The sequence below is a fragment of the Micromonospora sp. NPDC023956 genome (assembly GCF_040639195.1).
GTDB lineage: Bacteria > Actinomycetota > Actinomycetes > Mycobacteriales > Micromonosporaceae > Micromonospora.
The window spans coordinates 574,717-588,312 of record NZ_JBEZZN010000004.1; the positions used below are offsets into that span (position 1 = coordinate 574,717).

A 13,596-nucleotide genomic window follows, 5' to 3' on the forward strand; every position below is an offset into this window, starting at 1 on the left:
ACTCGCCGGCCGCCGTCTGGCGCCGGCGGACCAGAACGCGAGGAGATGGGACCTGTGACCATCCGGGTTGGCATCAACGGCTTCGGCCGCATCGGCCGCAACTTCTTCCGGGCAGTGCTGGCGTCCGGCGCGGATGTCGAGGTCGTCGCCGTGAACGACCTGACCGACAACGCCACGCTCGCTCACCTGCTCAAGTACGACAGCATCCTCGGTCGGCTCCCGCACGAGGTCAAGGCCACCGCCGACGAGATCACCGTCGGTGGCCGGGCCATCAAGGCGTACGCCGAGCGCGACCCGGGCAAGCTGCCCTGGGGCGACCTGGGCGTGGACGTGGTCATCGAGTCGACCGGGTTCTTCACCGACGCCACCAAGGCCAAGGCGCACGTCGACGGCGGGGCCAAGAAGGTCATCATCTCCGCCCCGGCGAAGAACGAGGACGTCACCGTCGTGATGGGCGTCAACCACGACGACTACGACCCGGCCAAGCACACCATCATCTCGAACGCCTCCTGCACCACCAACTGCCTGGCCCCGATGGCGAAGGTCCTGCACGACACCTTCGGCATCCAGAAGGGTCTGATGACCACCATCCACGCGTACACCCAGGACCAGAACCTCCAGGACGCGCCGCACTCGGACCTGCGCCGGGCCCGCGCCGCCGCGCTGAACATCGTGCCGACCTCCACCGGCGCCGCCAAGGCGATCGGCCTGGTCCTGCCCGAGCTCAAGGGCAAGCTGGACGGGTACGCGCTGCGGGTGCCGATCCCGACCGGCTCCGCCACCGACCTGACCGTCGAGGTCGGCCGGGAGACCACCATCGACGAGGTCAACGCCGCCATCAAGGCCGCCGCCGAGGGCCCGCTCAAGGGCGTCCTGGTCTACAACGAGGACCCGATCGTGTCGGCCGACATCGTCACCGACCCGGCCTCCTGCATCTTCGACGCGCCGCTGACCAAGGTCATCGGCAACCAGGTCAAGGTCGTCGGCTGGTACGACAACGAGTGGGGCTACTCGAACCGCCTGGTCGACCTGGTCAAGCTGGTGGGCGCGTCGCTGTGACCATTCGTACCCTCGATGACCTGCTCGCCGAGGGGGTTTCGGGTCGGCGCGTCCTGGTACGCGCCGACCTGAACGTGCCCCTCGACAAGCAGACCGGCGCGATCAGCGACGACGGGCGGATCCGCGCGGTGCTGCCGACGCTCGGCGCGCTGGCGCAGGCCGGCGCGAAGGTGGTCGTCTGCTCGCACCTGGGCCGCCCGAAGGGCGCGCCGGACCCGCAGTACAGCCTCCGCCCGGTCGCCGGGCGGCTCGGCGAGCTGCTCGACGCACCGGTGCACTTCGCCACCGACACCGTCGGGGAATCGGCCCGTTCCACCGTGGAGGCGCTGGCCGACGGCCAGGTCGCGCTGCTGGAGAACCTCCGGTTCAACAAGGGCGAGACCAGCAAGGACGACGCCGAGCGGGGCGCCTTCGCCGACCAGCTCGCCGGTTTCGGCGAGGCGTACGTGGACGACGCGTTCGGCGCGGTGCACCGCAGGCACGCCAGCGTGTACGACGTCCCGGCCCGACTGCCGCACGTGGCCGGTCGCCTCGTGCTGCGTGAGGTCGAGGTGCTCAGCCGGCTCACCGGCGAGCCGGAGCGCCCGTACGTGGTGATCCTCGGCGGTTCCAAGGTCTCCGACAAGCTCGCGGTGATCGAGGCGCTGCTGCCGACGGTCGACCGGCTGCTCATCGGCGGCGGCATGTGCTTCACCTTCCTCAGGGCGCAGGGCCACGAGGTTGGCACCTCGCTGCTGGAGGAGGAGATGGTCGAGACCTGCCGCAGCCTGCTGGAGCGCTCCGCGGGCAAGATCATGCTCCCGGTCGACGTGGTGGCGGCGGACGCCTTCGCCCCGGACGCGGCGCACGACACCGTGCGCGCCGACGCCATCCCGAGCCACCGGCTCGGGCTCGACATCGGCCCGGAGACGGTCGCCGGCTTCGCCGCCGCGCTCTCCGGCGCGAAGACGGTCTTCTGGAACGGCCCGATGGGCGTGTTCGAGATGCCGGCGTTCGCCAACGGCACCCGGGGGGTCGCCGAGGCGATCACCAAGACCGACGCGTTCACCGTCGTCGGCGGCGGTGACTCCGCCGCCGCGGTGCGGGCGCTCGGGCTCGACGAGTCGTCGTTCGGGCACATCTCCACCGGCGGGGGCGCCTCGCTGGAATATCTCGAGGGCAAGACCCTCCCCGGCATCGCGGCGCTGGAGGACTGATGGCGGCGGTTACCCGCCGGCCCCTGATGGCCGGCAACTGGAAGATGAACCTGAACCACTTCGAGGCGAACCTCCTGCTCCAGAAGCTGGCGGCCAGCCTCACCGAGAAGCAGCTCACCGACGTCGAGTGCGTCGTGCTGCCGCCCTTCACCGACCTGCGGACGGTGCAGACCGCGGTCGACGGCGACAAGCTGCTGATCGGCTACGGCGCCCAGGACATCTCCGCGCACCAGTCCGGGGCGTACACCGGGGAGGTCTCCGGGGCGATGCTGGCGAAGCTCGGCTGCTCGTACGTGGTGGTCGGGCACTCGGAGCGGCGCGCGTACCACCGCGAGGACGACGCCCTGGTCAACGCCAAGGTCACCGCGGCGCTCGGCAACGGGCTCACCCCGATCCTCTGCGTGGGCGAGGGGCTGGACGTGCGGGACGAGCAGCGGCACGTCGCGCACTGCCAGGACCAGCTCACCGCGGGCCTGAAGGGGCTCAGCGCCGAGCAGGTCGCCCGGGTCGTCATCGCGTACGAGCCGGTCTGGGCGATCGGCACCGGCAAGACCGCGACGCCGGAGGACGCCCAGGAGGTGTGCGGTGCGGTGCGGGAGCGCCTCGCCGAGCTGTACGACCAGGCGACCGCGGACCAGGTCCGGGTCCTCTACGGCGGGTCGGTCAAGGCGTCGAACGTCGCCGCGATCATGGCCAAGCCGGACGTGGACGGCGCGCTCGTCGGCGGGGCGAGCCTCGACGCCGAGGAATTCGCGCAGATCTGCCGCTTCCCGGAGCACATCACCCGCTGATCGCTCGCTATCCTTGACTCCGCCCGTCCGTCGGTCGGTGCCGCACGCCCGACACGCGCGGGGCGAGGATCGCAATGAGAGGACTGACCCCAGCCATGCCGACTTGGTTCGCATACACGTTGATCGTGTTGCTGACGATCACGAGCATTCTGCTCACCATGCTGATCCTGCTGCACCGGGGCAAGGGCGGCGGGATGTCCAGCATGTTCGGCGGCGGGGTCAGCTCCAGCCTCGCCGGCTCGTCCGTGGCCGAGAAGAACCTCGACCGCTACACCGTCCTGGTGGGCATCGTCTGGTTCGCCTGCATCATCGGCCTCGGGCTCTGGCTCAAGCTGGCGGTTCCCGCCTGAGGCCAGCCCGTCGTGACCCGCTGCGCGCGGCCCGTACCCACGGGCCGCGCGCAGTCCTTTTTTGACCCGAACGCCCCGACTGGTGCGGTCTCGGTCAGGTGGTTGCCGGGGCACCCAGCGGTAGCAGGGGTCCCCGGCGACACCCGGGACGGGTGGGTCGGGTGCGGGTGGCGGGGCTCAGCGGAGGCTGCGGAAGCGGGGACGGACGTCCGCCGCGGCGGCCCGGTCCAGCAGCCAGAGGGTACGGCCGACGCCCGCCACCCCGGCGGCCGGCAGCTGCACCGGTCCCGCGCCGTCGAGGGCCATGTGGACCGGTGCCGCCTTGTCCGAGCCGCTGGCGATCAGCCACACCTCCTCGGCGGTGTTGATCGCGGGCAGGGTCAGCGTGGTCCGTACCGGCGGCGGCTTCGGGCTGCCCCGGACCGCGCTGACCGGGCGGCTCTCGTAGTGCACCGGATGCTCGGGGAAGACCGACGCGACGTGGCCGTCCTCGCCGACGCCGAGCAGCAGCACGTCGAAGTGGGGCAGGGTGGCGGTCCCGGGGCGGGCCGAGGCCGCGAGCTCCTCGGCGTACCGGGCCGCCGCCGCCTCCGGGTCCGCCCCGGCCGGGCCGTCCGAGGCCGGCATCGGGTGGATCCGGGCCGGGTCGAGCGGGAGGTCGTCCAGCAGGGCCGCACGGGCCTGGGTCTCGTTGCGCTCCGGGTCCCCGGCGGGGAGGAACCGCTCGTCCCCCCACCAGACGTCCACCCGTGACCAGTCGACCGCGTCCCGGGCCGGCAGCGCCCCCACCGCCCGGTAGACGGCGGAGGCGATCCGCCCCCCGGTCAGCACCACCGACGCCTGGCCCCGGTCGGCCTGTGCGTCCAGCAGCCTCACCAGCAACCGGGCCGCGACCGCCTGCGCCAGCAGGTCGGCGTCGGCGTGTACGGCGACACTCGCCTCACTCATCGCGTGCCTTTTCCTCGTCGACCGCGGGCGTCCGCCCGACGGTGGTGTCGTCCACCGGGCGGCCCCGCCCGTGGTGCGTGATGGTGACCGTCGCGTCCCGCCCGGCACGGAGATCCCGGTGAACGGGCGGGACGCGACCGGTCAGGATGGCCCGTTGGTCGAGGCGTGCGCCGTGACGCCCGCCTCGGCCCGACGCGCGGTGGCCGGGTCCTTCCAGACGTGCACCCGCTGACCGGGACGGTCGTCCAGGCCGGAGATCCCGGCCGCCGCCCCGAGGGCCTCGGCGTAGATCTGGTCGGCGTCCAGCCGGCGCAGCTCCTCGGCCAACTCGTCGCCGAGCGGGCGCCGCACCAGCGGCAGGTCCCGGTCGGCCTGGCCGGTACGCCGGAACGTCGCCGTGCTGTCCTCCCGGGTCAGGGTCAGCTCGTCGCCGTTGGCGCAGCGCAGCCGCACCTCACGCATCCGGGGCCGGTCGTCGGCGTACTCCCAGTGCGGGTCGATGCCGAGCCGGCTGCCCAGCCAGCCGCACATCAACGCGGCCGTCGGATCGGTGCGCGGGGCCACCACGGTGGCCTCGGTGACCTCGGCCTGGGTGGTGTCGAACGCCCCCGCGACCAGGGTGCGCCACGGGGTGATCCGGCTCCAGGCCAGGTCGGTGTCGCCGGGGGCGTAGTCCCGGGCCCGCTGGCGCAGCGCCTCCACCGGGTCGGCGGCCTGGGCGGAGTCGGTGATCCGCCGGTCGGCGACCACCCCGAGGAAGTCGGTGGCGATCTCCTCGGGGGGCTCGGCGTGCCACCAGGTGACCACCGGTACGTCCGGCACCAGCAGGGGCATCACCACCGACTCGGCGTGCAGCGCGAGCCGCCCGTACATCCGGGTGACCACCGCCTCGCACGGCCCGAGCCGGCCGCCGACGACGATCTCGGCGTCCAGCCGGGTGTGCTCCCGCTCCACGTCCGAGCGGACCACGACCAGCAGCCGGCACGGGTGGGCGGCGGCGGCGATGGTGGCCGCCGCCTCCGCCTCCCGGACCCGCTTCTCGTCCACCACCACGATCAGGGTGAGGGCCATGCCACTGGCCACCCCGCCCGCGCTGCGCCGCTCGGCGGCGAGCGCCTTGACCACCTCGTTGCCGGTGGTGTCCCACAGCCCGATCACGGGAGCCTCCTGGTTCGCTCGCTCTGCTCGCTCACGCGCGCCGCCAGGCCCGGCCCTCGCGGGCCAGCATCTCGTCGGCCGCCCGGGGACCCCACTCCCCGGCCCGGTACGGCTCCGGCTTGGTGTCCGCCCAGGCCTGCTCCAGCGGGTCCACCACCTGCCAGCTCTGCTCCACCTCGGCGGCGTCCGGGAACAGGGTGCGGTCACCGATCAGCACGTCCAGCACCAGCCGCTCGTACGCCTCCGGGCTGGCCTCGGTGAACGCCTCGCCGTACTGGAAGTCCATGGCGATGTCCCGGACCTCCATGGTGGTCCCCGGCACCTTGGAGCCGAACTTCAGCACCACGCCCTCGTCCGGCTGGACCCGGATGACGAGCTGGTTGTTGCCGAGCATCTCGATGTCGGCGTCGTTGAACGGCAGGTGCGGGGCCCGCTTGAACATGATGGCCACCTCGGTGACCCGGCGGGGGAGCCGCTTGCCGGCGCGGATGTAGAACGGCACCTCCGCCCAGCGGCGGTTCTGGATGCCGAGCCGGACGGCGACGTACGTCTCGGTGGTGGAGTCGGCCGGGACGCCCTCCTCCTCCAGGTAGCCCACCGCCCGCTGCCCACCGACCCAGCCGGGCAGGTACTGACCCCGCACGGTGCCCCGGCTGATGTCCTTCGGCAGGGTGATCGCCCGGAGCACCTTGAGCTTCTCGGCGCGGATCTCGTCGGCGCCGAAGCTGGTCGGCTCCTCCATCGCCACCAGGGCCAGCAGTTGCAGCAGGTGGTTCTGGACCACGTCCCGGGCCGCCCCGGCGGAGTCGTAGAACCCGGCCCGGGAGCCGATGCCGACGTCCTCGGCCATGGTGATCTGCACCGAGTCGACGTAGTGCGAGTTCCACAGCGGCTCGAACAGGTTGTTCGCGAACCGCAGGGCGAGGATGTTCTGGACGGTCTCCTTGCCCAGGTAGTGATCGATCCGGAAGACGTCCTGGCTGGTGAAGACGTCGTCGACCAGGTCGTTGAGTTCCTTCGCCGAGGGCAGGTCGTGCCCGAACGGCTTCTCCACCACCACCCGCCGCCAGCCGCCGGACTTGGCGTTGTCGGCCATCCCGGTACGGGCGAGCTGCTTGAGCACCACCGGGAACGCCGCCGGGGGGATGGAGAAGTAGAAGGCGGCGTTGCCGGCGATGCCGTGGGTCGCGCGGAGCTCGTCGAGGGTGGTCGCGAGGTGGTCGAACGCGGCGTCGTCGTCGAACGACCCGCCGACGAACTTGATGTTGCCGGCCAGGCGCGCCCACACCTCCTCCCGCCACGGGGTGCGGGCGTGCTTCCTGGCCGCCTCGTGGGCCAGCGACTCGAAGTCGCCGTCGCCCCAGTCCCGGCGGGCGAAGCCGAGGACCACGAAGCCCGGGGGCAGCAGCCCTCGGTTGGCCAGGTCGTAGACCGCGGGCAGCAGCTTCTTACGGGCCAGGTCACCGGTGACGCCGAAGATCACCAGAGCGCAGGGCTCCGGGATCCTCGGCAGCCGCCGGTCCTGCGGGTCGCGCAGCGGGTTCACGCCGCCTCCTCGGTCCGCCGGATCCGTTCCGGTCATCGTCACGTCCGGAGCAGTCGGGCCGCGTCCAGCAGCTGGCTCACGCCCGCCGCCCGGTCCGTCAGGTGCAGCCGCACCAGCGGACGGTCCCGCCCGGCCAGGGCCTGCCGGTCCCCGGCGGCCTGGGCCGCCTGGAGCTCGCCGAAGGTGTACGGCTTCCCGGGCACCGGCAGGTCCTCGGCGACCGCGCCGGTGACCTGGAGGAAGCTGCCGACCTGTGGGCCGCCCTTGTGGTACTGGCCGGTGGAGTGCAGGAAGCGCGGCCCCCACCCGAAGGTCACCGGCCGTCCGGTCGCCTCCGCGAGCAGCGGCCGGAGCCCGGCCGCGTCGGCGTCGGCGAACCGGTCGAGGTACGCCATGACGGCGAGGTAACCGCCGTCGGCCAGCCCGTCCGACAGCCAGCGCAGCACGCCGGTCACGTCGCCGGGGGCGCCCGCCGGGGCGTACACCTCGATCGCGCCCGAGGTGAACGACGGCGACTCGGCGACCGGCCCGGCGGCCAGGATCCGGTTGGTGTTCTCCTTGCTCTCGGTCACGTTCGGCTGGTTGAACGGGTCGATGCCGAGCACCGCACCGGCCACCGCCGTGGCGTACTCCCAGGTCAGGAAGTGCGCCCCGAGCGGGCCGTTCACCGCGAGGTGCGGCTGCGCGCCGCCGCCGGGCACCGCCCCGGCAGGCAGGGCCCCGCCGTAGCTGACGGTGAGCACGTCGTCCCCGGTCACGCCGGGGCTGTCCGGCGACTCCACCACCACCGGCAGGATGCCGACGCCGGACTTGCCGGTCGACTCGGCGACCAACTGCTCCGCCCAGTCGCCCAGCCCCTCGATGCCGGTGCCGTCGCTGACCAGGGCGACCTTGTCCCGGGCCTGGGTGGCGGCGGCGCCGAGCGCGGCCCCGAGCGCCAGGCCCGGGTTGTCACGCTCGCCGCCGAAGCTCTCCGCGAGCGCCTCGGCCTCGTCGATCAGCTCGGCGACGTCGACTCCGGCCAGCGCGGCCGGCACCAGCCCGAACGCGGTCAGCGCGGAGAACCGGCCGCCCACCTCCGGGTCGGCGAGCACCACGTGGGCGCCCATCTCGGTGGCGGTGGCCTCCAGCGGGGAACCCGGGTCGGTGACGATCACGAAGTGCCGCCCGGCCTCGGCCTCGGTCATCCCCGCGTCGAGGAACGCCTGCCAGTACGCGCGCCGGTGGCTGTCGGTCTCGACCGTGGAGCCGGACTTGCTGGCCACCACGACCACCGTCCGCTCCAGCCGGTCGGCCAGTGCCGCCCGGACCTGCCCCGGGTCGGTGGTGTCCAGCACGGTCAGCGGCCTGCCGAGGGTCCGGGCGATCACCTCGGGGGCCAGCGAGGAGCCGCCCATGCCGGCGAGCACCACGTGGTCCAGGTCGCCCAGCTCGGCTTTCAGCTCGGCGAGCTGGGGGAGCAGGTCCCGGCTGCGGCGGTGGGTGTCCACCCAGCCGAGCCGGATCTTCGCCTCCTGCTCGGCCTCCGGACCCCAGATGGTGGGGTCCTTCTCGGCCAGTCGTCCGGGCACGCCGGAGCGCACCAGCGCATCCCGGGTGGAGGTGGCGCCGGCGGCGTCCACCGCCGCCGCGCCGTACACCGCCAGTCCGGCAGCAGCCTCCACCGGACCGTCCAGCAGGTCACTCACGCCTTGCCTCCTCGCTGCGCCGCTTCCAGCGACGTCCGGACCCCGTCGAGCAGTTCCTGCCAGCTCGCCTCGAACTTCTCCACACCCTCGCGCTCCAGGACGGCGATCACGTCGTCCATGTCCACGCCGACCGACTCCAGGTCGGCGAAGACCTGCCGCGACTCGTCGTACGCCCCGGTGACCGTGTCGCCCCGGGTCTCGCCGTGGTCGGCGTACGCGTGGATGACCGGCTCCGGCATGGTGTTGACCGTGCCGGGGGCGATCAGCTCCTCGACGTAGATCACGTCCCGGTAGTCCGGGTTCTTCGTCGAGGTGGACGCCCAGAGCGGGCGCTGCGGGTGCGCCCCGGCATCGGCGAGGGCCCGCCAGCGGTCGGAGGTGAAGACCGTCGAGTAGCTCTCGTACGCCAGCCGGGCGTTGGCCACGGCGGCCTTGCCGCGCAGCCCCTTCGCCTCGGCGGAGCCGATCTTCTCCAGCCGCTTGTCGATCTCGCCGTCCACCCGGGAGACGAAGAACGAGGCGACCGAGCCGATCGTCGACAGGTCGTGGCCGTTCGCCTTCGCCTGCTCCAGACCGGCGAGGAAGGCCTCCATCACCTGCGTGTAGCGCTCCAGCCCGAAGATCAGCGTGACGTTGACGCTGATCCCCTCGGCCAGCGCCGCGGTGATCGCCGGCAGCCCGGCCTCGGTCGCCGGGATCTTGATGTAGAGGTTCGGCCGGTCGACCAGCCACCAGAGGGCCTTCGCCTCGGCGACGGTCTTCAGGGTGTCGTGGGCCAGCCGGGGGTCCACCTCGATGGAGACCCGACCGTCCACCCCGCCGCTGCCGTCGTACGACGGGCGCATCACGTCGCACGCCCAGCGCACGTCGTACGTGGTGAGCATGCGCACGGCCTCCTCGACCTGCACGTCCCGGGCGGCCAGCTCGCGTACCTGCCAGTCGTACTCGTCCGCGTCCTTCAGCGCCTTGGCGAAGATGGTCGGGTTGGTGGTCACCCCGGCCACGTGCTTCTCCCGCCGGAGCTGGTCCAGCCCGCCGGAGCTGAGCCGGGTCCGGGAGAGGTCGTCCAACCAGACCGCCACACCTGCGGCGGTCAACTCGCGCAATCTGTCAGTCATACCGTTCACGCTCCCCTCAGTTGCCGGTGGTGAAACCGGTGATGTCGCCGATCCGGGTGAGCGACGCGTGCGCGGCGGCCACGATCCGGTCGGGGGTGAAGCCGAACTGCTCGAAGAGCATCGAGTGCGGGGCGCTGGCCCCGTAGTGCTCCAGGCTCACGGACTCGCCGCTGTCGCCGACGACGCCCCGCCAGGACATCCCGATCCCCGCCTCGACGCTGACCCGGGCCTGCACGCCGCGCGGCAGCACCGACTCGCGGTACGCCTCGTCCTGCGCGTAGAACCACTCCTGGCACGGCATCGAGACGACCCGGGTGGGCGTGCCCTGCTCCTCCAGCCGCTCCCGCGCGGTCAGGCAGAGCTGCACCTCCGAGCCGGTGCCGATCAGGATCACCTGCGGCTTGCCGTTGGACGCCTCGGCGAGCACGTAGCCGCCCTTCACCACGCCCTCGGCGCCGGTCAGGGTCGACCGGTCCAGGGTCGGCAACGGCTGCCGGCTCAGCGCCAGCGCGGTCGGCCGGTCGGTGTGCTCCAGCGCCGCGCGCCAGGCCCAGACGGTCTCGTTGGCGTCCGCCGGGCGGACCACGTCGAGCCCGGGGATGGCCCGCAGGGCGGTCAGATGCTCCACCGGCTGATGGGTGGGGCCGTCCTCGCCGAGGCCGATCGAGTCGTGCGTCCAGACGTAGACCACCGGCAGCTTCATCAGCGCGGCGAGCCGCACCGAGGGACGCATGTAGTCGCTGAACACCAGGAAGGTGCCGCCGTAGGGGCGGGTGCCGCCGTGCAGGGCGATGCCGTTGAGGATCGCCCCCATCGCGTGCTCGCGGATGCCGAAGTGCAGGGTACGGCCGTACTCGTTGCCGGGGAACGCCTTGGTGGCGTGGCTGGCCGGCACGAAGGAGGGCTCGCCCTTCATCGTGGTGTTGTTGCTCTCCGCCAGGTCGGCCGAGCCGCCCCACAGCTCGGGCAGCACCGGGGCGAGGGCCTCCAGGACCTTGCCGGAGGCGGCCCGGGTGGCGACACCCTTGGCGTCGGCCGGGAAGGTGGGCAGCGCGTCGGCCCAGCCCTGCGGCAGGGTACGGGTGGCCAGCCGGTCGTAGAGGGCCTTGCGGTCCGGGTCGGCCTCCGCCCAGCCGTCGAACGCCGCCTGCCACTCCCGCTGCTCCCCGATGCCCCGGGTCAGCGTCTCCCGGGTGTGCGCGAGCACCTCCTCGGTCACCTCGAAGGTGCGCTCCGGGTCGAAGCCGAGCAGCTTCTTGGTGGCGGCGACCTCGTCCGCGCCGAGCGCCGAGCCGTGGATCTTGCCGGTGTTCTGCTTGTTCGGTGCGGGCCAGCCGATGATGGTGCGCAGCCGGACGAACGAGGGGCGGTCGGTCACCTCCCGCGCGGCGAGCAGCGCGGCGTACAGCGCCTCGACGTCCTCGTGGTAGTCGCCCTGGTCGGCGTCGCCGCGCCGCCAGTCGACGGTCTGCACGTGCCAGCCGTACGCCTCGTACCGGGCGGCCACGTCCTCGCTCAGGGCGATCCGGGTGTCGTCCTCGATCGAGATCTCGTTGTCGTCGTAGATCAGGGTGAGGTTGCCGAGCTGCTGGTGGCCGGCGAGGGCGCTGGCCTCGTGGCTGATGCCCTCCTCGATGTCACCGTCCGAGGCGATGCACCAGATGTGGTGGTCGAAGACCGACGCGCCCGGGGCGGCGTCCGGGTCGAACAGGCCGCGCTCCCGCCGGGCCGCCATCGCCATGCCGACCGCGTTGCCCAGGCCCTGCCCGAGCGGGCCGGTGGTGGTCTCCACGCCGGGGGTGTGCCCGTGCTCGGGGTGACCGGGAGTGAGCGAGCCCCACTGCCGCAGCGCCTTCAGGTCGTCCAGACCGAGCGGGTAACCACTGAGGAAGAGCTGGATGTAGAGGGTGAGGCTGGAGTGGCCGGCGGAGAGGACGAAGCGGTCCCGTCCCGGCCAGTTCGGGTCGGCCGGGTTGTGCCGCATCACCTTGTGGAAGAGCAGGTACGCCGCGGGCGCGAGGCTCATCGCCGTACCGGGGTGACCGTTGCCGGATTTCTCCACGGCGTCCATGGCCAGCACGCGGACCGTGTCGACGGCCCGCCGGTCGAGGTCGGACCAGGTCAGGTTTGGGTGCTCGGGTCGGTTGGCAGCCACGATGGTTGTGCTCCTCGGCAGATGGGCGGAACCCTCAGAGATGACCCTATCGAGCGGTGGTAAACCCCCGCCCACGGATCTCTGCATGCGGTTTCTTCGCCGGTCGCCGGTCACCCGCCCGAGCCGCGTCCGGCATTCGACGGGGCGCGGCGGATGTGATGGCGGGCACGGGAGCCGGGGTGAACGGGCTGCGCGGATCACGCCGCGTAGGCTGTCGGTCGGTATGTGCGTCCGGAACCGGCCGCCGCCCAGCCGATCTCCTGCCGATGCCGGAAGGTGGCCGTCCGTGAGCATGATCACCGAACGCCCCGTCAAGAGTCCCGCCGCGCGGCCCGCGGCGGAGGTGACGTCGGAGGGCGTCGGTGCGCGGCGGGACGTCCGGGCGGTGATCTCGGCGTACGTGACCCTCACCAAGCCACGGATCGTCGAACTGCTCCTGGTCACCACCGTTCCGGCGATGATCCTCGCCGCCGACGGCCTGCCGTCGCTCTGGCTGGTCGCGGTCGTGGTGGTCGGTGGTGCCCTCGCCGCCGGCGCGGCCAGCGTGATCAACTGCTACATCGACCGGGACATCGACCAGGTCATGCGGCGCACCAAGCGCCGTCCGCTGCCGACCCACACGGTCACCCCGCGCAACGCGCTGGTCTTCGGGCTCGTCCTGGCGGCCGTCTCGGTGGTGCTGATGGCGGCGTTCACCAACTGGCTGGCCACCGGGTTGACCCTGGCCGCGATCGTCTACTACGACCTCGTCTACACGCTCTGGCTGAAGCGCACCACCCCGCAGAACACCTTCTGGGGCGGGGCCTGCGGCGCGGCCCCGGTGCTGATCGGCTGGGCGGCGGTGACCGGTTCGCTCGCCCCGGCGGCGTGGGCGCTCTTCGCGGTGGTCTTCTTCTGGCAGATGCCGCACTTCTACGCGCTGGCCATCAAGTACAAGGCGGACTACGCCCGAGCCGGCATCCCGATGCTGCCGGTGGTCGCCTCCACCCGCCGGGTCAACGCCGAGATCATCATCTTCACCTGGCTCACCGTCCTCTCCTCGCTGGTGCTCTGGCCGCTGGGGATGAGCCCGATCTACGGTGCGGTCGCCCTGGCGGTGGGAGCGGTGTTCATCGTCGAGGCGCACAAGCTGTGCCGGCGCTCGGCGCGGGGCGAGGCGGTGAAGCCGATGCGGCTGTTCCACTGGTCCACCACCTACCTCACCATCCTGGCGGCGGCGGTCGCCCTCGACGCGCTGCTGTAGGGGCCGTCCCCGGCGGATCGGAACGCTGTTTTCCTACTGCGCCGGGCGTGCCGGATTCGCTCCAAAAAAAGCGGACACAACCCCTCGAATTGCGTTTGCCTCTCCGTAAACCTCGGGTAATCGGCATCACAAATCGTTCATCATTCTCGCCCATCCGTGGCGGCATCTGCTTAGGCTGCCCCACATGGCAGATGGTTCCGATACGACGCTGACGACTGATCAGATCGCCGCCGGCAAGGCCCCCGACGGCCTGGTCTCCGGCATCCGGTCGTGGGGCGGCGCCCCCCCCCCCCCGGCCGGCGGGCGTCGGGGCTGGCGCCACAGATACTAACAGCCAACGACAT

Annotated in this window: 11 protein-coding genes; 5 read left to right on the forward strand and 6 right to left on the reverse strand. The window is 72.2% G+C overall.

Annotated elements, in window-relative coordinates:
• Positions 1 to 54 precede the first annotated feature (54 nt).
• From gap to secG, 4 genes are all read left to right on the forward strand, one after another.
• A complete protein-coding gene (gap, locus tag AB0F58_RS12160) occupies positions 55 to 1,059 on the forward strand; it encodes a type I glyceraldehyde-3-phosphate dehydrogenase (protein WP_357141759.1) in 1,005 nt (334 codons plus the stop codon).
• Positions 1,056 to 2,255 carry a phosphoglycerate kinase gene (locus tag AB0F58_RS12165; protein ID WP_357141762.1) on the forward strand — a complete coding sequence of 400 codons (1,200 nt, stop codon included), beginning with the start codon at positions 1,056 to 1,058 and terminating at the stop codon, positions 2,253 to 2,255. The genes gap and AB0F58_RS12165 overlap by 4 nt, the downstream gene beginning before the upstream one ends.
• Entirely contained in the window at positions 2,255 to 3,046 is a 792-nt protein-coding gene (gene tpiA / locus AB0F58_RS12170; RefSeq protein ID WP_357141764.1) for a triose-phosphate isomerase, read from the forward strand. The genes AB0F58_RS12165 and tpiA overlap by 1 nt, the downstream gene beginning before the upstream one ends.
• 95 nt (positions 3,047 to 3,141) lie before the next feature.
• Entirely contained in the window at positions 3,142 to 3,396 is a 255-nt protein-coding gene (gene secG, locus AB0F58_RS12175; protein ID WP_357141767.1) for a preprotein translocase subunit SecG, read from the forward strand.
• A 177-nt stretch (positions 3,397 to 3,573) separates the two neighbouring features.
• Here the strand turns inward: secG and pgl are convergent, their stop codons facing one another.
• The 6 genes from pgl to tkt form a co-directional block, all read right to left on the reverse strand.
• Entirely contained in the window at positions 3,574 to 4,344 is a 771-nt protein-coding gene (gene pgl / locus AB0F58_RS12180; protein WP_357141770.1) for a 6-phosphogluconolactonase, read from the reverse strand.
• Between the two features lie 141 nt (positions 4,345 to 4,485).
• Positions 4,486 to 5,502, reverse strand: coding sequence for a glucose-6-phosphate dehydrogenase assembly protein OpcA (locus AB0F58_RS12185; RefSeq protein ID WP_357141773.1), 1,017 nt, complete (start codon positions 5,500 to 5,502; stop codon positions 4,486 to 4,488).
• 31 nt (positions 5,503 to 5,533) lie between these two features.
• On the reverse strand, positions 5,534 to 7,084 hold the full coding sequence (gene zwf / locus AB0F58_RS12190; protein WP_357141776.1) for a glucose-6-phosphate dehydrogenase: 1,551 nt from the start codon (positions 7,082 to 7,084) through the stop codon (positions 5,534 to 5,536).
• A gap of 2 nt (positions 7,085 to 7,086) precedes the next feature.
• Positions 7,087 to 8,736 carry a glucose-6-phosphate isomerase gene (locus tag AB0F58_RS12195; RefSeq protein WP_357141779.1) on the reverse strand — a complete coding sequence of 550 codons (1,650 nt, stop codon included), beginning with the start codon at positions 8,734 to 8,736 and terminating at the stop codon, positions 7,087 to 7,089.
• Complete coding sequence (gene tal, locus AB0F58_RS12200; protein WP_357141782.1) at positions 8,733 to 9,854, reverse strand: transaldolase; 1,122 nt, start codon at positions 9,852 to 9,854, stop codon at positions 8,733 to 8,735. The genes AB0F58_RS12195 and tal overlap by 4 nt, the downstream gene beginning before the upstream one ends.
• 16 nt (positions 9,855 to 9,870) lie before the next feature.
• Positions 9,871 to 12,009 carry a transketolase gene (gene tkt / locus AB0F58_RS12205; RefSeq protein ID WP_357141785.1) on the reverse strand — a complete coding sequence of 713 codons (2,139 nt, stop codon included), beginning with the start codon at positions 12,007 to 12,009 and terminating at the stop codon, positions 9,871 to 9,873.
• Positions 12,010 to 12,295: 286 nt separating this feature from the next.
• Between tkt and AB0F58_RS12210 the strand changes: the two genes are divergently transcribed.
• Entirely contained in the window at positions 12,296 to 13,252 is a 957-nt protein-coding gene (locus AB0F58_RS12210; RefSeq protein WP_357141788.1) for a heme o synthase, read from the forward strand.
• Positions 13,253 to 13,596: the final 344 nt, after the last annotated feature.

What these genes read in the sequence shown, in the direction of transcription:
- tpiA (WP_357141764.1), top strand. Translation starts at nt 2,255, where the DNA reads ATGGCGGCGGTTACCCGCCGGCCCCTGATGGCCGGCAACTGGAAGATG.
- secG (WP_357141767.1), top strand. Translation starts at nt 3,142, where the DNA reads ATGCCGACTTGGTTCGCATACACGTTGATCGTGTTGCTGACGATCACG.
- pgl (WP_357141770.1), bottom strand. Translation starts at nt 4,344, where the DNA reads ATGAGTGAGGCGAGTGTCGCCGTACACGCCGACGCCGACCTGCTGGCG.
- zwf (WP_357141776.1), bottom strand. Translation starts at nt 7,084, where the DNA reads ATGACCGGAACGGATCCGGCGGACCGAGGAGGCGGCGTGAACCCGCTG.
- tal (WP_357141782.1), bottom strand. Translation starts at nt 9,854, where the DNA reads ATGACTGACAGATTGCGCGAGTTGACCGCCGCAGGTGTGGCGGTCTGG.